We start from the raw sequence: 19,452 nt of genomic DNA, 5'->3' as shown, positions 1-19,452 counted from the left end.
CAAATCTTTCAACTCAACCCCATAAACCAAATGATGAAAGTTCTATGCAAGTTTGGAGCGGTATGGTTGCTCGTCGCGCTGTTTGCGGGATGCGCCGACCACGATACCCCGCAGGATGTTGTCATGCAAAATGGTTTACCATTGAGCGGTTCGCAGGAGTTACCGGCAAAACAGACGCAGGCAACCGGCTGGGCCGATGTTTCGTATAACAAAACCACGCATATGCTCACATTTACCCTCAACTGGGCCAACCTCACGGGTATTCCTACGGGTGCGCACGTACACGGGACTGCGGCGCGTGGTACCAATGCGGGTATCAAATTCGATTTCTTTGCTTTGATCCCGAAAACCCAGACCGGCACTTTCTCGTCGTCGGTACTTGTGGACGGAACAAGTATCAATGAAAGCGATTTGTTGAATGGGCTGTATTATTTCAACATTCACACTCCGACGAACCCCGGCGGTGAGATCCGCGGGCAGATCGAGTTTTACAACCAGCCGCATATTGTTGTTGCAAAAGGGTTGCTGCTCGAAGGATCGCAACAGATGCCGCCTGTCGTTTCCGCCGCTACGGGAACAGTGGATGTGATGTACAACAAATCGACGAAGTTGCTGAGCTATTTTATCAAATGGAAAGACCTGGAAGCCACGCCCACCGGCTCGCATATTCACGGAACGGCCGCCCGCGGCGCCAATGCAGGTATTCAGCACGATTTTTTTACCAATTTCCCCAAAACCTTATCGGGTGAATATTCCAACTCGGTGATGGTGGATGGTGTGAAGATTAAGGAAACGGAACTGCTCAACGGGCTCTACTATTTCAACATCCATAACATTCTCCATCCGGCTGGAGAAATCCGCGGGCAGATCGAATTCTGACCCATTCAATATATTAAAACAATCCCGCCCGCCTTGCCTGGGGGCGGGATTGTTTTTTTGGAAGGAAGAATATTGTAGACAAACGGCATAGCACAACATTTATACGACGGTTTTATTCTACGAATGCATTTGGCCGATACCAGCGGTCGTTCGTCGACGAGCCGGTACGCACGCTTTTACAATTCTGTAAGATCCTGTATTATTGTGTACTAACTCCTAACTAAATCGTTCCGCATGTCCCGAATTGTACATATCCTGCGTGATACTGCCCTGCATTTTTACAAAAGCGGGATGCTTTGCATTGCATTGTGCCTGGGTTGCGTATATAGTGGGTGGTCACAGCAGATTGACCCCGATCTGGCATTGTTGATCCGCGAAGAGCAGGCATTTGCAGCAAAGGCCGTCGAAACAGACGTACCAACGGCGTTTTTGGCTTATCTGGACAGTGCGGGGGTAATATTTAATGGTGAAGGCGCAGTGAACGGTATTTTGCAATACAGCCAGGCGCCGAAAGATGGGAAAGATCTTTTGAAATGGTACCCGCTGATCGGCCATGTTTCCCAGGGTGGCGATATGGGGTTTACCTCCGGTCCGTTTCAGTTTTTTGCCGATCGAACACAGGCGGCGGTAGGCTCGGGCTATTTCTTTTCGGTCTGGAAAAAGAATGCGGCGGGGCAGTTCAAGGTAATGCTGGATGGTGGGGTGATCCACTCACAGAACGCAACAGAGGTATTCAGGCGCGATCCCGAACCGCAAAGCAACACTGCGTATGACTATATTTTACCGATACCCAAAATAAATGACGGCGATCCGCAGCCCTGGAAAGCCGAAGACGCATTTTCGGCAGTTGCCGGAAAGGATGCCGATCAGGCCTACAAGCAGTACTTGGCCGATGAAGTCGTGTTGCTGAGAAGCGACCGGCCATTCGGCAAAACCAAGGCGGATGCGCTTGGTACATTAGCTCAGCAGCAAATTCAATCATACCAATTTATCAGGTCAGGACAAGGTATTTCCAAAGCAGGCGATCTTGCCTATTGTTTCGGCAAAACAAAGGCCGTAACAGGCGGCAAAACTGTGGAGGGATTCTTTACCCGCGTCTGGCAACACCGGCCCGAAGGCTGGAAGATCGTTGCCGAGCAGGTTAGCCTGTTTCGTTAACAATTAACGCATTCCTTGTCACGCCGGCCGTATAGCCGGTGAATGGAAGCATTGTGCCCACTGCATCGCTTCACCCACTTGCCGCGTCCCTCCCGCTGGCAGCACATGCGTATTTTTTACCAATCCATATATACCATGAAAAATATCTATTCAATAGGGTGCATGCTTTTGCTGCCGGCAATGCATGCGATCGCACAGGAGAGGGCGGTGACGGGCTCGATCACCACCAGAGATGACGGTACCGCGCTGGCGGGTGTCAATGTCAAGATTAAGCACGCGAATGTGGGCACGCAGACCGACGGGAGCGGGGCGTATTCGATCAGGGTGGGAAGCGATACGACCGTTCTGGTTTTTAGTTACATCGGTTTTGAAACACAGGAAATTAAAGTGGGCAATCGGTCACAGCTTGACGTTGCGCTTACGGAGGACACCCGGCAGCTGGGCGAAGTGGTGGTAACCGCATTGGGCATCCGGCGCGAGGAAAAATCGATCGGTTTCGGGGCGCAGAAGCTGGATGGAGGAGAGCTGAGCAATGTGCGGGAAGCCAACCTCGTCCATTCCCTTTCGGGTAAGCTCGCGGGTGTGCAAGTGGCAGGTAACACCGGTTCGATGGGCGGCTCTGCGAAGATCAACATCCGGGGCATCAACTCGATTTACGGTAACAATAATCCACTTTTTGTCGTGGATGGAATGCCGATGGAAAACCGGAACACGAATTCGCTCGAACAGCAGCGGGGTGCGGGCGGTTATGATTTCGGGAATTCTATCCAGGATCTGAACCCGAACGACGTCGAAAATGTGACCGTGCTCAAAGGTGCTGCGGCAACAGCGTTGTACGGAAGTCGCGGCTCGAACGGGGTAATCGTGATCACTACCAAAAAGGGCGGCAAATCCCGGAAACCCAACCTGAGCTACACATTTGGATACAATATCGATAAAGTGTACAAGCTGCCGCGTTATCAAAACAAATATGGCGGAGGCTATGATTTTGAAAAGCTCTATTACAATGAAAACCCCGAGGCATTCCCGGCCGACAGAAAGGGCAGCTACGACGATAACGACGGCCTGGGGTCATACGACCTGCTTCCTGAATATGCCACCGACGAATCGTGGGGGCCGAAGTTTGAAGGGCAGCTTTACAGGCCCTATTGGAGCTGGGACAAGGACAGTGGTAACCCCGATTTTGGGAAAGTAGTACCCTGGCAGGCGCAGCCGAACAATATCAGAAGCTTTTTCGAAACCGGAGGCACATTTAACCATAACGTCTCGCTCGATGGTGCTACCGACAAAGGTTCCTACCGCATTTCCTATTCAAACTTCGACCAGAAGTTTATCCTCCCCAATTCCAAACTCGTGCGTCATAATGCGGGCATTAATGCGAGCTACGAGGCGATTAAAAACCTGACGATCTCGGGCTCCGCGAATTTTGTGACGCACTCGGCCAAAGGCAGGCCGGGCACCGGCTATGGCGACGACGGCGGCAATGTGATGGTGCAGTTTACCCAATGGGGCCAGCGACAGGTGGATTTTACCAAAATGAAGGAGTATGAACTCCCCGACGGCACACAGCTCACCTGGAACCGCAGCTCATGGTTCAACCCTACGCCACGGTACTCCAATAACCCTTATTGGGTAAGGCATAAAAACTACGAAACCGACGGCCGCACGCGGGTTTTTGGCAATCTTGGCGCAAGCTACAAGCTGACCGACGGGCTCACCGCGGAACTGAAATACATGACCGATACCTATTTTGAGACGCAGGAGGAAAGGGTTGCCAACGGCTCGCAGTACACTTCGCAATACTGGCTCAGCAAGTACGGCCATCTCGAAAACAATTTCCAGGGGCTGCTATCCTATAACAGGTTTTTTACGAAAGACTTTTCATGGAATGCAAACCTCGGCGTGAACCGTATGACCCGTACCGGCACGACACTCATTTCGAAGACGGTCGACGGGCTGAGTTCCGATGTATTCAGCCTCGAAGCATCGATGGGTCGTCCGGATATTACGGATCTGAAGACCAAAAAGCGCATTAATTCGGTGTTCGCAAGCTCGTCCCTGGGATATAAGGATATGCTCTTCCTCGATCTGGGTGCGCGGAATGACTGGTCGTCGACATTGCCTTTGAAGAACAATTCGTATTTCTATCCTTCGGGTTCCGTGTCATGGATCGCGTCGAGTCTGATCGATGTTAATTGGTTGAATTTCCTGAAACTCCGCGCGGCGCTCGCGCAAGTGGGTAACGACACAGACCCTTATAATGTGATGCTCGCATACCTGCTTTACCAGCCGTTTGGGACGGATTCGCGTGTTTCGGTACCCAATACATTACCTAACCCGGATTTGAAACCAGAAATCACTTCGGAATATGAATTTGGTACTGAAATGAAGTTGTTCAGCAACCGGTTGGGACTGAACTTGTCGTATTACAACCGCCGCACGCGGAACCAGATCATTCCGCTGAGCCGGTCCGCAGCAACGGGCGCCACTTACAAATACGTGAATGCTGGCTTGCTCGAAAACAAAGGCATCGAAATCAGCCTGAATGCATCGCCGGTTTCGACGGAGCATTTCAAATGGGACGTCACGTTCAACTGGGCGAAGAACAACAACAAGATCGTAAGCCTGACCACCGACCAGAAAACCATGGTATTGGCCAATGCGTCTTTCGCGGTGCAGCTGGAAGCGCGTGAAGGCGAATCGTTCGGCTCCATTGTAGGGTATGATTTTGTATATAATGAAAAAGGCCAGAAGGTCGTGAACGAACAGGGCGTCTACCTGCGCTCCGACGATCAGAAGGTACTCGGCTCGGTGCTGCCGTCGTTTACCGGCGGGCTTACCAACGCATTCCGGTACAAAGGCTTCAACCTCTCGGCACTGATCGACTTCCAGAAAGGCGGCAGCTTCTTTTCCACCACTCAAATGTTTGGCCGTGAGACGGGAATCCTGGAAGAAACCGCAACCGGAAGCATCCGCGAGGATGGCCTGATTGCCGAGGGCGTGAAAGAGGACGGTACGCCCAACGATGTGGTTATTCCGGCACGCACCCATTACAGCAGCAATGGAAATGGCGGCTATAATATCAATTCGATCGATGTGATCGACGCGGGCTACATTTATCTGCGTGAAATCAGTCTGGGTTACAGTTTTCCGGCTGGATGGGTTTCCAAAACGCCTTTCAGCAAAGTACGCGTTTCGCTCACAGGCCGGAACCTGTGGTTGATCAAATCAAACTCCAAACATGTCGACCCCACCGCAGTTACTAACTCCATCTCCAACTGGCAGGGGCTGGAAGGCGGCGCATTGCCGTCCGTCCGCTCGATGGGTGTGAATGTCTCTTTCGGATTTTAAATGAAAACAGCGATGAAAAATATCAGGAAAATAACCACAGTAATGCTGCTTGCGTCGAGTTTGGCTTGCACCAACGGTTTTGAGGAAATAAATACGGACCCTAACCGTGCCGACCAGGCCACATCGGCGCAGCTGCTTACCAATGCGCAATACAATTTCTCCACCAATATTACCGACGAATGGAACAACGGCCGTTTTGGGATGTATTATGCCCAGTACTGGTCGTCGACCTACTATTCCGACGAGAGCCGCTACCAGATCCGCGAGAATACCAACCAAATCATGTGGAACACATTTTACACCGATGTGCTGAATGAGCTCCACGAAGCGCAGAAGATAGAAAAGGACTCGCAATGGCCCGGCCATCAAAACCGGCTTGCGATTTCGGAAATCATGAAGGCGTATACCTATCATTTCCTGACAGACATTTACGGTGGCCCGATCCCGTATGCGGAAGCATTGAATGCGGATGACGTCACGCCTGTATACAATACGGGCGAGGAAGTCTATGCCGGGCTGCTGGCCACGCTCGACGAGCAGGTTAAGACCCTGGACGCAGCCGCACCGAGCTACGCCACGGGTGATGTTTTGTATGGAGGTAATGTGAATGCCTGGAAGCGCTTCGCCAACTCGCTGCGCCTTCGCATTGCTTTGCGGATGATCGACGTGAAACCTGCCGAAGCTACCGAAGCCATCAGGAAAGCCCTCGATCCGGCCAATGGCGGCATTATCAGCACCCAGGAGCATAGCGCGTTGTTCCGCTGGCTGCCTTCGCCTCCGAACAACAACCCGATGAACCAGTCGTTCAAGGTGCGTGTAGATTTCTCGATGTCGAAGCCGTTTATCGATTACCTCAAACAATATGCTGACCCGCGGCTGCCTGTTTTCGCTCAGCCGTTGCTTAATACCAACAATTATGTGGGGGAAGTGTATGGTCGGGAAAACAGCAACGCCAGCTCCAACGGCGACCCTACACTCGTGAGCCTGCCTGCCGACTATGCCGTAGGAGCCACCGCACCGACGATCTGGCTCGACCTGGCTGAAGTGAAATTCATGCTCGCCGAAATCCAGGCCCGCGAACTGAAAGTAGGGCTTACCGGAACCGCCGCGCAATATTATCAGGAAGGTATCGCCGCGTCTATGCGCTTCGCGGGTGTGCGGGAAGAGAACATCAACGCATACCTTAAAAAAGTGCCTTACAATGCCGCCAAATGGAAAGATAGCATCGGTTCCCAGAAATGGATCGCGATGTACACCCAGGGCATTCAGGGCTGGCTCGAACGCCTCCGCCTCGATTTTAAGGACCCGATCACCGGCAAGGCTATTTTCGCCCTTCCTGCCGATGGCTCGCTGGACCCGGACGTTACCGACATTTCAAAACGCATGAGCTACCCGCTCGTAGAAGCCTCTCTCAACGGCACGCATTACCGAACGGCAGTGGAGAAACTGGGAGGTCGAAATAGTAAAGGGGTGAAGAATTGGTGGGATAAATACTAATGCAGAACGGCCAGGTTTCAACGCCTGGCCGTCCTCCTAAAAACTCTTCAAATACCGCACCGACAATGCCCTTCCAGGTAGGTTATAACCACGTTTTTCGTAGTAATTTTCATCGGTTATATTGTTCATTTTCAAAGCGATGGTATGGCCGCCCGAGATTTTGAACTGTGCGACGAAATCCAGCACCATGTATTTTGGATATTCTATTTCAGGATTGATAGGGTCGGTGTAATCAATATCCTTTCTCGTTCCGACTGACCTGCCGGATAGCCGCAGTTGCAGCCATTTTAAATTATCATAAGCCAAGCCAAAATTGAATGTATTGCGGGCGACATTCTGAATGTCACGGCGCATTTCGGATGCATCGGTGCCAACGATAAGTTCTCTGGCCTTAATTATGGAATTGCCGTTCCAAAATGCTTTCAATGAATATTGGTAATCGGTTTTTGCTCCAAAATCATACGACAGCTCAGTTTCCAGACCGGTAATTTCGGCGTCGGCGGCATTGACAAACGTGGCCCGTGAGGTAATCACATCCCCATTGTCCAAAGGTTCGTTCACGACTTTGATGATCTTCGCGATGCGGTTTTCAACTTTCGTGCTATAAAAAGTTGCATTGGCCGCGAACCCTGACTGCGGTTTGTTGAAATCCAGACCCAAATCCCAGTTCACGCTGCTTTCGTTTTTTAGGTCTGGGTTGCCAGCTGTGACGGCAATGCGGCCTTTCGAATCGCGGATTTCGTTGTATCCGGCAACACTATAAGCGTCGGTAGTGACGAATGCGCGGCCGATGTTGGCTTTTACGCGGAGCGATGGCAGCAATGCATACGTAATGCCGAGGCTGGGGCTGGTGAACGGCGTCGTTTTCCTGCCAGCCTTGTAGGTGGGCAACAATGGCGTTTGGCGGACGTCGAAGGTAATGTGGTCCAGGCGGATACCCGGTTGCAGCGTGAGCTGACCGAAATTCAGCAATGCTTGTCCGAAAAATGCGCTGGAAATCAATGCGTATTCGGGTTGTGTCGGGGCACGCTCAGTGGTGTCGTTGGTCCAGCGGCGGCTGTTGGTGGAGGCATTGAGGTAATCGTAGCCCAATATCACCGAATGCCGGCCGAGCTTCCAGACGTCTTTTACCTGGATTCCTTTCCACGCATTATGTCCCTGCGCGGAGCGGAAAGGTATTACGGCCTTACCGGATACATTTTGGGTATAATTCCTCGTGTTTTCTTCCGAAGCATACACTTTCACACTCGGGCTGTGCTGCCCGATCTGCCCCGTTAGGGAAATATCAAGTGCCTGCCTATCTACATCTTTGGTACTCGCCTCCGTACTCCCTGACGACAGTTCACCCGGCGATTCCACATCTCTTGCCTGGAATTGCTCCCCGCGTATATCCACACGCCAACGCTCGCTGATCTGATAGCCCAGCCTCAATGCACCGGTGAAATAATGCAATTTTGTAAAAGGCCGCCGGGTACCATCGCCGGTCGTTTCGTCGGTTTGGACGGCAGGACGGTCGGTGTAATTTTTCTTCGCGTGTTTGTAGCCGAATGCATTACGGAGCCAATTGTCTTCTCCAATTTTGTAATCTTTGGATCTTTCTAAGTAGCTGAAAGATAGATCGTAGTCTAGTTTTGATGTGATATTTCCACCTGTGTTAAGCCCCGCCTGCAATGTTTTAAAGCTACCATATTCCAGAAAAGCATTGCCCCCTGGCGTACCCTTGGAGCGTTGCGTGATGACATTGATCACACCGCCCATCGCCTGTGAGCCATACAAAGAGGATGCTGGTCCTTTTAAAACTTCAATTCTTTCAATACCATTTAAATTGATTTGCGACAGGTTGGTGGCACCGGCAGGGCGGCCATCGATAAGCAGTAACGTCCTTTGGTTTAACCCCGAGAATTGTGGACGAAACCCGCGAATCCCGATGCCGGAAGATAAATTGGGATACTGAATCACATCCACGGACGCTGTTTTCCTGACAATGTCTGTCAGGTCGCTGGACGGCGTCATTTGAATATCCTCTTTGGAAATAATGTCCAGCTTTTGAGCGATCTTTTCTTTTTTGGTTTCAAAACGGGTAGCTGTCACGACTATCGGGTCGAGGAGCTGCCGGGCCGAAGTATCTGCACTGCTTTCTTGTGCTGATGCACCCGAAATGGCTAATATTGAGAGCATTGATCCGCTGATGAAAGTGCGGGCGGTTTGGTAAAAGTGGGTATGCATTGGTTAAAATTGAAATGATTCATAGAGTGTAGTCGCGCCGATCAGGATCGAGAATGTCCCAACGAGATAGTTGACGATTGTCAGAAAGCGCTCGCGTTTTTCGGCAAAGCGCCCGATAGAGAAGGCGAAAAAATAGCCGTAGGCCGACATCGAAAGGATAATGCCCAGACTTTGTAGAACGATGATCCAAACCGCCGTCATAGCATCGCTGGCGGCTAGCGTAAGCGCCACGGCGCATGCACCGCCCGTACCTGCGAGGCCATGCACCATTCCGACCCAGAACGAGCGACTAACTTTGTGGTCAGCAGGGGCGACCTCTGGTTTTTTTTTGCTAAAATTCCGCCGGATCGCCAGTATTCCCAGCCAGATCATCAACGGGCCGACAAGCAGCTCGACCCTGTCCGCGATGTGAAGCGACATCGTTGATTTAAGTAGGAGCACCAGTACCGCGAATAAAATCAAAGTAAGCGAGTGCCCTAGCGCCCAATGCGACGACCGCCAGATGAGCTTCCAACGGTCGGCCGGGCCCCGGTGCGCCGCGCCCCGTGGATCATAATTTTTCTTTTCCTCCGTGGCTAACACCGAAACGGCAGCCATATGGTCGGGCTCAAAGGAATGCTGCACGCCGAGGAGCAGGGAGTCAATAAGCAGATAATGAATCATTTGGATTTCCGCATAAATTAGAAATTAACTTATGGGAGAATGCAGGGAGTGGCTCAACCGCAACGCAGCCTGCCGTTTCCTCTTGCCTTTCTTCCCGAAAGCAAAACCGGATGATTCAATGGCAGGTCTTCTGGCTCGTTCAAGTTCTTGCGCCTTCCCGGGGTAACCCCAGTGACATCTTCCAAGAACATCGTTAGTGAACTTACAGCAGCGGGTACTGCTCCGGATTTAAACCGGATTCCCTTTTAATCGCGCCCGGAGGCGCAAACCAATGAATATGCAAAGCTATGTGTTTTTGTGGGAGATAAACCAGATTAATAGCCGAATACCGCTAACTTTACATCACAAAAAGTTCTTTAACTTACTTCTCCAACAGGAAAAGGTATTGCGTATCAACGCATTCCAGGGGAATCGTGTGAGAATCACGAGCTGTCGCGCAACTGTGAAGGGTCAATCATTCAAAATTAACCCAAGCCAGAGCACCTGACCTTTCCTTGTTGACAATGCTTTCGCGGTATGAAGCAGGGTCTGGTTTGGATATTCGTCGGGTTTTCGCCCGTTTCGATTGCCCGGTGGCGTCGCTGCCTGGGAATGCCTTTCTGTTTTCTGCTGTCGAATGCATTTGAAGTTTTCATGACTTTCAAATTATCGATGGCTTAAAGATGTCTCTTCCAAAATCCAGTTTCCTGATCGCAGCGCCGTCGAGTAATTCGGGCAAGACTACCGTGACCCTGGCATTGCTGCGCGCGCTGCGGGAGAGGGGGTTAGGAGTGCAGCCTTTCAAATGCGGGCCGGATTACATTGATACGATCCACCACGCCACTGCGGCAGGAAGACCGGGCCTGAACCTGGATACTTTTATGGCTTCGGAGGCACACATGCGGGCCGTGTACGCGCATTACGCCTCGCGTGCGGATGTGAGCGTGGCCGAGGGTGTGATGGGTTTGTTTGATGGGGCCGATAAAATGAAAGGTAGCAGCGCAGAGATAGCGGCACTGTTGGATATGCCGGTCGTACTGGTGATCAATGCACAGTCAATGGCGTATTCGGCGGCCCCGCTAATTTATGGTTTGAAAAATTTCTATCCCGGAATCCGCGTGGTGGGGGCGATCTTCAATTTTGTGAACACCGAATCGCACTACCGGTTTTTGCAAGATGCCTGTGTCGACGCCGGTGTGGAGGCATTGGGCTATTTGCCTAAAAATGAAGCGCTGCACATCCCTTCCCGGCATTTGGGATTGCATATTTCAGTTGAAACAGATTATGAAGAGATTATCCAGAGGCTGGCCGAGATTATCCCGCAAACGGTGAATCTTGACCGGTTGCTGGAAATTACTTCTGTGAGCTATCCCGACGAAAATGCGGAGATTTTGAGTCAGCAAAATCATTTAGTTAAAACAGATAGAAAACCTCCAAACCTGCGCATAACGGTTGCTTACGATGAGGCATTTTCCTTTTTATACCACCAGAATATTGAATGCCTGCGTGCATTCGGTGAGGTGCAGTGGTTTAGCCCTTTAAAAGACGCCACTTTGCCGGAAACCGACCTGCTTTACCTGCCCGGCGGCTATCCCGAACTGTTTGCGAGGGAGTTGTCCGGTAACCTGCCGATGCTGGAAAGCATTCGGAGTTATTGCGGGAACGGAGGGCTGGCGTACGCGGAATGCGGCGGGCTGATGTACCTCGGTAAGGCGATCACCGACGGCAGAGGCACTTCCTTCCCGATGGCCGGAGTGCTCGATTGCGAAACGACGCTGCAACGTTCGAAAATGACGCTCGGCTACCGGGTAATGCGTTGGGAAGGCCTGGAAATCAAAGGCCATGAATTCCATTATTCCGCATTGAAGGAGCAATTGATGCAAATGCCGTTTGCACAAATGACCAATGCAAGAGGGGTGCCGGTTGATACACAGTTTTTTAGAGTGCAAAATACATTTGCTGGCTATACTCATTTCTACTGGGCCGACAAACCCGAATTCATTCAACACCTCATCAACAAAACCACAAAAAACGCCGAAAGCCAAGTGCCGAAAGCCGATAGCCTACCATGAAACGCCAGCGCATCACCCGGCCAGACGGAAAAGCCATTAACCTCGTGCAGCGGCGCGGGCACCTTTCGTATTGCTACAACGCCTGCTGCTGCGGACGCGTCGACCGCGGTTATGCACCCATTCCGGTGGAGTTATATAAGAGTGAGTGGCTGCGCCGGAAGCTACGGAATGTCGTGCATATGACCAAAGGCGGCTGCCTGGGGCCCTGTACGCTGGCGAATGTGGTTACCTTGCTCTTCGACGGCCATTCGGTGTGGTTCCATTCCATCAATTACGACTGGCAGATCATCGCGATTTTTGACTATATCGAAAGTATGGTCAAGGCCGACAGGTACCTTGTCCCGCCTTCGGACCTGGCCGAATATGTATTTCAATTTTATACCTGGAAAGGGTCTGAGAAATCGACGGAGCTCGGTCAAACGGCTATTCCGACCGACGGTATCGTGTTCCTCACGCATGCGGACACGGACTTGCTCACGCTCGACCGAGCGATGCAACTCCTGCCGGAGGATTTTCCCAAAACAACGGGCATCAGCCTGATGGCGATCAAAAGCGAAGAGCAAATGCAGCAGCTTTTGCAAAGGGAAATTGCAGAGGCAAAGATTATCATGGTCCGTATTCACGGCAGGCTAAGTGGCATTCCGGGATTTAATGAGCTTGTAAAACTGGCGGGGCAACGGGGTCAGCATTTGGTAGTGATCAGCGGCACCGGGGAGTTGAACCCTGAATTTGCGGCGGTATCGACGGTTTCACCTGCCATTTTGCACGAAACGCTGGCCTATTTGCAGGCCGGCGGTTACAGCAACCTGATTTCGCTGCTGAGCTACCTTTCCGATCATTTACTGATGACCGGGTTCGGTGCCGAAGCACCCTTTCATTTACCCGAACACGGCATTTACCATCCGGATTTGCCCGAATTTGCCGACAAAGCCGACTGGCTGAAATACCGTAATCCTGCGCTGGCGACGGTAGGCATTACATTTTACCGGGCGCATTGGCTGAGCGGGAATACCAATTTCGTGGATGCGATGATCCGCTCCCTCGAAGACCGTGGCGTAAATGTGCTGCCGGTATTTACTTCCTCACTCAAATCCGTGCATGCGGAGATCGGCAAGCCGGAAGCATTCAGTTATTTCGATACGGAAGCGGGAATGGGAATTGATGTGCTTGTGAATACAATCTCATTCGCGATGAGCGATATTCAGCCGTCGGGGCAGAGCAGTGCGCCTTCCGAAGCGTTGCTGGCTTTGAATGTGCCGGTTTTGCAGGCTATCACAAGCGGAATGGGCCGCGGGCCGTGGGAATCGTCTTCGCGAGGGCTCAATCCGCTGGATACGGCCATGAATGTGGCTATTCCCGAGTTTGACGGGCGCATTATCACGGTACCGGTTTCTTTCAAGGAGAAAGGAAAAGATACGCGGGGGTATGAGCCGCTGGATAACCGGATAGATCGTGTTGCTGGTTTAGCCATCCGGTTTGCACGTCTGAGACATTTGAAAAATGCAGATAAGAAGATTGCTTTCATTTTTACCAATTCCAATACGAAAGCGTCTCAGATAGGGAACGCCGTGGGGCTTGACTCGCCGGCTTCGCTGATGAATATCCTGTGGGCAATGCAGGCCGAGGGATACCGGATAAACAACTTGCCCGCAAACGGCACGGAGCTGATCCATTCCTTGATAGACCGTTGCGCCTATGATGAAGACTTCCTGACGCCCGGCCAGCTTGCGCAGGCTGCGGCGCGGGTTTCTGCCGCGCAATATGCGGGCTGGTTTGACGAATTGCCCGAAGCTGCCCGGCAAAAGATGCTGAAACAATGGGGGCCGGCACCAGGGCAAACTTATGTGCACGACGGTCATATCGCACTGGCCGGGCTCGATCTTGGCAACGCATTTGTGGCATTGCAGCCGCCCCGGGGGTATGGCATGGACCCCGATGCAATCTATCACCAGCCCGATCTGCCTCCTACACATCATTACTATGCATTGTACCGATGGCTGCGCGACGGCTGGGGCGCCGATGCCATCGTGCACGTGGGCAAGCACGGCACCTTGGAATGGTTGCCTGGGAAAGGCATAGGGCTATCAGAAAACTGCTTTCCCGATGCTTTTCTGGCCGATTTGCCATTATTTTACCCATTTATTATCAACGATCCCGGAGAGGGTTCGCAAGCCAAACGCCGCGCGCACGCCGTGGTCGTCGACCATTTGACGCCTCCGATGACCTCAGCCGACACTTATGGCGAATTGGCTCAGCTTACACAACTGGTCGACGAATATTATCAGGTAGAAAGCCTCGATCCGTCCAAGTTACCATTGCTTCAAAGGCAAATATGGGATTTGATTAAACAGACCAATCTCGATGCCGACCTTTCGGCTATGCTAAACCGCGACCATGGCGACCACAAACATGACTGGGATGAGGATATGACGCCCGAAGGTGTGCCTGTAAGCCTCACGGAAATGGACGGGAAAGATATTGCGCATTTGATCGAGGATATCGACGGCTATTTGTGCGAACTCGGCGCCGCGCAGATCCGTAACGGTTTGCATACGTTGGGCGAAATGCCGGAAGGAGAGGCATTGATGGATATGCTGCAATCACTCACGCGGCTCCCTAACGGGCCAGTGCCAGGAATGCAGGCTGTTTTGGCATATTTATATGGTTTTGATATTGAAACACTCCATCAACAAAAAGGACAAAAACTGCCCGCGCCGGCGGAGAATCTGTCGACCTGGGCAGGTCGGACGCTCGTAACTGCAGCGGATGTGCTGGAAGCCCTGGACGAAATGGCGGCGCACGTCGTGAGGCTTTTCGAACATTACAGATTCGATAGAACCGCCATTGACGAGGTCATATTTGAATCGATCGATCGGAATCCCGGCTTGCCTGAACTAGCGGGTTTGCGCAGTATATTGACTTTCATATCGGAAAACCTCGTACCTAACCTCGCCCGCACCGGCGACGAAATCACCAATCTGCTGCATGGGCTCTCGGGCGGGTACGTGCCTGCGGGACCGAGCGGCGCGCCTACGCGCGGGATGGCGCATATCCTGCCCACGGGAAGGAATTTCTACGCCGTCGACCCGAGGGTATTGCCTTCCAAAGCGGCCTGGGAGGTAGGGCAGCAACTTGCCAAAGAGGTGCTTGATCGCCATTGGAAAGAAACCGGCCGTTATCCCGAAAGTGTAGGGATAAGCATTTGGGGTACCAGCGCCATGCGTACGCATGGCGACGACGTGGCCGAAGTGTTGGCATTGCTGGGCGTAAGACCGATATGGCAAGAGGAGAGCCGGCGGATCAATGGGTTGGAAATCATTTCGTTAGCCGAGCTCGCCCGGCCCCGTATCGACGTAACAACGCGCATCAGCGGGTTTTTCAGGGACGCGTTTCCACACCTGATCGAGCTCATGGACGAGGCTGTGCAAATGGTAATCACCGCGGATGAGCCTTTTGAGGAGAATTTTATTAGAAAACATTACTTGAAAGACCTGGCCGAACTGCAAAAAGACGATGCATTATCCATTGAAGACGCGGAGGAGCGTGCTGCTTACCGGATATTCGGCGCAGCGCCCGGGAGTTACGGGGCAGGTATTTTACCCTTGATCAATGAGAAGAACTGGCAAACCGACGGTGATTTTGCACAGGCTTATGTCAATTGGGGCGGCTATGCGTATTCGCGTAATGCGCAGGGTGTCGACGCCCGCAAGGAATTTACCCAGCGGCTTGCCAGCGTGGAAGTGGCATTGCACAACCAGGACAACCGGGAGCACGACTTGTTCGACAGCGACGATTACCTGCAATTTCATGGCGGTATGATCGCCACAATCCGGAATCTGACGGGTCAGCAACCGAAGCATTATTTCGGAGATTCACAGGATCCGTCCCGGCCGGTGGTGAGGGATTTGAAAGAAGAAACCCTGCGCGTTTTCCGCTCGCGGGTCGTGAATCCGAAATGGATCGAGAGCATTAAAAAGCATGGTTACAAAGGGGCTCTGGAACTGACGGCCACGGCGGATTACCTGTTTGGCTATGACGCGACCGCGCATGTCGTCGACGACTGGATGTACGAGAAAGTGGCTGAAACTTATGCACTGGACGTCGCTATGCAGCAGTTTTTTGAAGAAAACAGCCCCTGGGCACTTCATGCAATTGCCGAGCGCCTGCTAGAAGCTGCGCAGCGGGGGCTTTGGGAAAAGCCTTCGGAAGAGACATTGGAAGGTTTGAAAAATCTATATCTCAAAAGTGAAACCCTGCTGGAATCGAGAACCGATTAGGGGGTGCTGAAATAAATATTGAAATGACTTTATACCCGTTTTCCGCGATCGTCGGACAAGATGAACTGAAAAAGGCACTGTTGTTATGTGCGGTCAATCCCGGCATTGGCGGGGTGCTTATTAAAGGCGAAAAAGGTACTGCAAAAAGTACTGCGGTACGCGGATTGGCGGAGGTGATGCCTCCCGCGACGCACACCGGGGAGCCGGTCCCGTTTGTTGACTTGCCGCTGGGTGCTTCGGAAGACCGCGTGCTGGGAAGCCTGGATATCGAGGCCATTCTTTCCAGTAAAACTAAAAAGCTGCTGCCTGGCCTGCTCGCGAGCGCGCACGAGGGGGTTTTGTATATCGATGAAGTGAACCTTTTGGCCGACCATCTGGTGGATGTTTTACTGGATGTGGCAGCGTCGGGCATCAATACAGTCCAGCGGGAAGGGTTGTCGGCGAGCCATCCGGCGCGTTTTGTGCTGATCGGTACGATGAACCCGGAGGAAGGAAACCTGCGCCCGCAGTTTCTCGACCGTTTTGGGTTAATGGTGGAAGTGGAAGCTCAAACCGATGTGCAGACGAGGACCGAGGTGGTGCGGAGGAGGATTGGATTTGAAAGTGATCCGGCGACCTTTAAAAACCGTTGGATTAGTAGTCAGGAAATGGTCAGGGGGCAAATCGCCAGGGCAAAAGAATTGCTTCCGCTGGTTCAAATGCCGGACGGATTGCTCAACATGATCAGCCGGCTTTGCATTGAATGGGGCGTGGGCAGTCTTCGCGCTGATATTGTGTTATACAAAACAGCGATCACCATCGCGGCATTGAACGGGCGCACGATGGTAACCCCGGAAGATATACGCGAGGGGGCCGTGTTGGTGTTGACACACAGGAAGGGTAAAAAGGTAACGCCGCCACAGGCAGGTCAGTCGTTGAAGGATGATCAGGATAATGCTGGCCAGGATAATGCTGCACAGAATGGTACGCAGCCTCCCGCCATCGGGCAAACGACGGGAGACGAGCGAGGTGAAGGAGAATGTGGCGAAGGAAATTGCGATACAGAGGCGGATGAAAACGTTTCTGGAGTGGATTTTAGAATAAACATTCCAGAATTAGCTGAAAACAAGCCCGTTGTTTTGCCGAATTCGTCGAACGGGCGCGGGGTAAAAGCGAGACAGACAGAGAAAGGCTTTCAGGTGAGGACTGTCAAAAGTGAGACTGCTACCGACATTGCATTGACAGAAACTGTGCTGCATGCATTGGCACGGGATCCGGATCAGTTGAGCGTAGGGAGACGGGACCTGCACGAAAAGGTCAGAAATGGGAAAGCGGGTCACCTTATCATGTTCATTGTGGATGCATCGGGGTCGATGGCGGCGGGCAAGCGAATGGAAGCCGTAAAGAGCAGCGTGCTGAATTTGCTTCAAGATGCCTATCAAAAGCGTAATATGGTGGCTGTGATTGCCTTCCGTGGGGTAGAAGCATCCGTTTTGCTAGAACCAACCCGGAGTACTGAACAGGCCGAACAGGCGCTGGAAACGCTGCCGACAGGCGGACGAACCCCGTTGCCGCATGCATTGCAATTGGCGGAAAAAATGCTGGCCTCTTTCGTAAAAGGTGATCATGCGCAGCCATTTCTCGTAATATTGAGCGATGGAAAAGCAAATGTGCCTTTGCCGGGTGCAGGCGGAGATGCATGGCGGCAGTCGCTGAAATTGGCTGAAAACCTGAAATATCCGGCGCTGGTATTGGATACGGAGAGCGGATATGTGCGCTATGGAAAGGCAAGGGAGCTGGCCGCGGCGCTTGGCGCGGAGTATTTGTCGTTACACGAACTTTCGGCTAATGAAATCACAGAGACGATTTCGGAGCGGATAGATATTTAAATGAAATGAATACTAAAAAATTGCGTCCGATTATGTTTGTCGGGACGGGCTCGGATGTGGGCAAAAGTGTGATCACAGCCGGTTTTTGCAGGATATTCAAACAGGATGGCTACCAGCCGGCGCCATTCAAAGCCCAGAATATGTCGCTCAATAGTTTTGTGACGACCGACGGGCTTGAACTCGGGCGCGCACAAGCTGTTCAGGCCGAAGCCGCTCAAATACCATGCGAATCGGACATGAACCCGGTCCTGCTGAAACCTACCAATGATAGAACTTCTCAGGTGGTGTTGAACGGGAAACCGGTAGGAAACCAGTCTGCCTACGAATATTTTATGGCCAACGACCGGCGCGAATTGTTCTCGGCTGTAAAGGATGCATTCGACCGCCTCGCAGCCAGGTATTCGCCTATTGTAATGGAAGGAGCAGGTAGTATTTCGGAGCTGAACCTGAAACACCGGGATATTACTAATCTAAGAATGGCAGCACATGCCGGTGCGGCTACTTACCTGATCGCCGATATCGATAAAGGAGGGGTCTTTGGCAGTGTTTATGGTACTATTGCTTTGCTTACGCCTGAGGAACGTGCGTGTATGAAAGGGATTATTGTCAACAAATTCCGGGGGGATGGGCGGTTGTTTGAAGAGGGTAAAAGAATGCTGGAAGAACTCACCGGATTGCCGGTAGTGGGTATTTTGCCTTATTTTCGTGACATTCACATCGAACAGGAAGATTCGGTCTCGCTGGAACTCAAATACCGCTCGGCTGTGGAAGGCAAGGTGAATGTAGCGGTGATACTTCTGAAAAGGCTTTCCAACTTTACCGACTTCGACCGACTGGAAAAGGATCCACGTGTTAATTTGTATTATACCAACGAGCCATCCGAAATTGCCAAAGCTTCGATCGTGATCATTCCCGGGAGTAAAAACACGATCGGGGATATGCTGGCGATCAAAAACAGTGGTGTAGCGAAGGCAATTTACGACGCGCATAAAGCCGGGAAGACGGTGATCGGGATTTGTGGCGGGTATCAGATGTTGGGTGAAAGCATTCTGGATCCGCAACATATCGAAGGAGAAATAGAGGAATTACCGGGATTGGGGCTTTTGCCGGTAAGGACGGTTTTGCAGCCTGAAAAGACGACATTGCAATGCACATTTCGGTTTAGGGAAGCTGCGGATGAATGCTCCGGCTACGAGATTCATATGGGTGAAACCGCTGCATTGGAACCCGGAGAGTCAGTTGCCACATTTTCAAATGGGCGTAAGGACGGATATTATCTGGACGCGTACACATGGGGGACTTATCTGCACGGCATTCTGGATAATCAGATTGTAATCGATGCCATTTTAGCGCCGTACACAAATGAAGAAGGCGTGCAATATGATTATCATGAATTTAGAGAACAGCAATATGACAAGCTGGCGGATTTGCTGCGCACACACATTGATATGGAATTGATTTATAAGAGTATAGCTGAATAGA

Annotated in this window: 10 protein-coding genes and 2 riboswitches; of the genes, 8 read left to right on the top strand and 2 right to left on the bottom strand. The window is 51.9% G+C overall.

What is annotated here, in order from left to right; genetic code table 11:
- Window positions 1–30: 30 nt before the first annotated feature.
- The 4 genes from IEY24_RS14035 (at window position 31) to IEY24_RS14020 (ending at window position 6,885) form a co-directional block, all read left to right on the top strand.
- Window positions 31–879 carry a CHRD domain-containing protein gene (locus IEY24_RS14035; protein WP_188933058.1) on the top strand — a complete coding sequence of 283 codons (849 nt, stop codon included), beginning with the start codon at window positions 31–33 and terminating at the stop codon, window positions 877–879.
- A 234-nt stretch (window positions 880–1,113) separates the two neighbouring features.
- Window positions 1,114–2,037 (top strand): nuclear transport factor 2 family protein, encoded by a 924-nt coding sequence (locus IEY24_RS14030; RefSeq protein ID WP_188933056.1) that lies wholly within the window; start codon window positions 1,114–1,116, stop codon window positions 2,035–2,037.
- Window positions 2,038–2,172: 135 nt separating this feature from the next.
- Window positions 2,173–5,388, top strand: a complete 3,216-nt coding sequence (locus IEY24_RS14025; protein ID WP_188933054.1) for a SusC/RagA family TonB-linked outer membrane protein — start codon at window positions 2,173–2,175, stop codon at window positions 5,386–5,388.
- A 12-nt stretch (window positions 5,389–5,400) separates the two neighbouring features.
- Complete coding sequence (locus IEY24_RS14020) at window positions 5,401–6,885, top strand: SusD/RagB family nutrient-binding outer membrane lipoprotein (protein WP_188933052.1); 1,485 nt, start codon at window positions 5,401–5,403, stop codon at window positions 6,883–6,885.
- A 36-nt stretch (window positions 6,886–6,921) separates the two neighbouring features.
- Here the strand turns inward: IEY24_RS14020 and IEY24_RS14015 are convergent, their stop codons facing one another.
- Complete coding sequence (locus IEY24_RS14015) at window positions 6,922–9,063, bottom strand: TonB-dependent receptor plug domain-containing protein (RefSeq protein ID WP_229222277.1); 2,142 nt, start codon at window positions 9,061–9,063, stop codon at window positions 6,922–6,924.
- A gap of 51 nt (window positions 9,064–9,114) precedes the next feature.
- On the bottom strand, window positions 9,115–9,774 hold the full coding sequence (locus IEY24_RS14010; RefSeq protein ID WP_188933048.1) for a hypothetical protein: 660 nt from the start codon (window positions 9,772–9,774) through the stop codon (window positions 9,115–9,117).
- 103 nt (window positions 9,775–9,877) lie between these two features.
- Window positions 9,878–10,062, bottom strand: a riboswitch (cobalamin riboswitch).
- A 75-nt stretch (window positions 10,063–10,137) separates the two neighbouring features.
- A riboswitch (cobalamin riboswitch) is annotated at window positions 10,138–10,280 on the top strand.
- A 156-nt stretch (window positions 10,281–10,436) separates the two neighbouring features.
- Between IEY24_RS14010 and IEY24_RS14005 the strand changes: the two genes are divergently transcribed.
- The 4 genes from IEY24_RS14005 to IEY24_RS13990 are packed head-to-tail and all read left to right on the top strand — an operon-like array spanning window position 10,437 to window position 19,451.
- Window positions 10,437–11,825 (top strand): cobyrinic acid a,c-diamide synthase CobB, encoded by a 1,389-nt coding sequence (locus IEY24_RS14005; protein WP_188933046.1) that lies wholly within the window; start codon window positions 10,437–10,439, stop codon window positions 11,823–11,825.
- Window positions 11,822–16,102, top strand: coding sequence for a cobaltochelatase subunit CobN (cobN, locus tag IEY24_RS14000; RefSeq protein ID WP_188933044.1), 4,281 nt, complete (start codon window positions 11,822–11,824; stop codon window positions 16,100–16,102). The genes IEY24_RS14005 and cobN overlap by 4 nt, the downstream gene beginning before the upstream one ends.
- 23 nt (window positions 16,103–16,125) lie before the next feature.
- Window positions 16,126–17,970 carry a magnesium chelatase subunit D family protein gene (locus IEY24_RS13995; RefSeq protein WP_188933042.1) on the top strand — a complete coding sequence of 615 codons (1,845 nt, stop codon included), beginning with the start codon at window positions 16,126–16,128 and terminating at the stop codon, window positions 17,968–17,970.
- A 5-nt stretch (window positions 17,971–17,975) separates the two neighbouring features.
- Entirely contained in the window at window positions 17,976–19,451 is a 1,476-nt protein-coding gene (locus IEY24_RS13990) for a cobyric acid synthase (protein ID WP_188933041.1), read from the top strand.
- Window position 19,452: the final 1 nt, after the last annotated feature.

Source organism: Dyadobacter endophyticus, from assembly GCF_014641595.1.
Lineage (GTDB): Bacteria > Bacteroidota > Bacteroidia > Cytophagales > Spirosomataceae > Dyadobacter > Dyadobacter endophyticus.
Note: the sequence above shows the minus strand (reverse complement) of the source record. Positions and strands in the feature narration are given on the sequence as shown.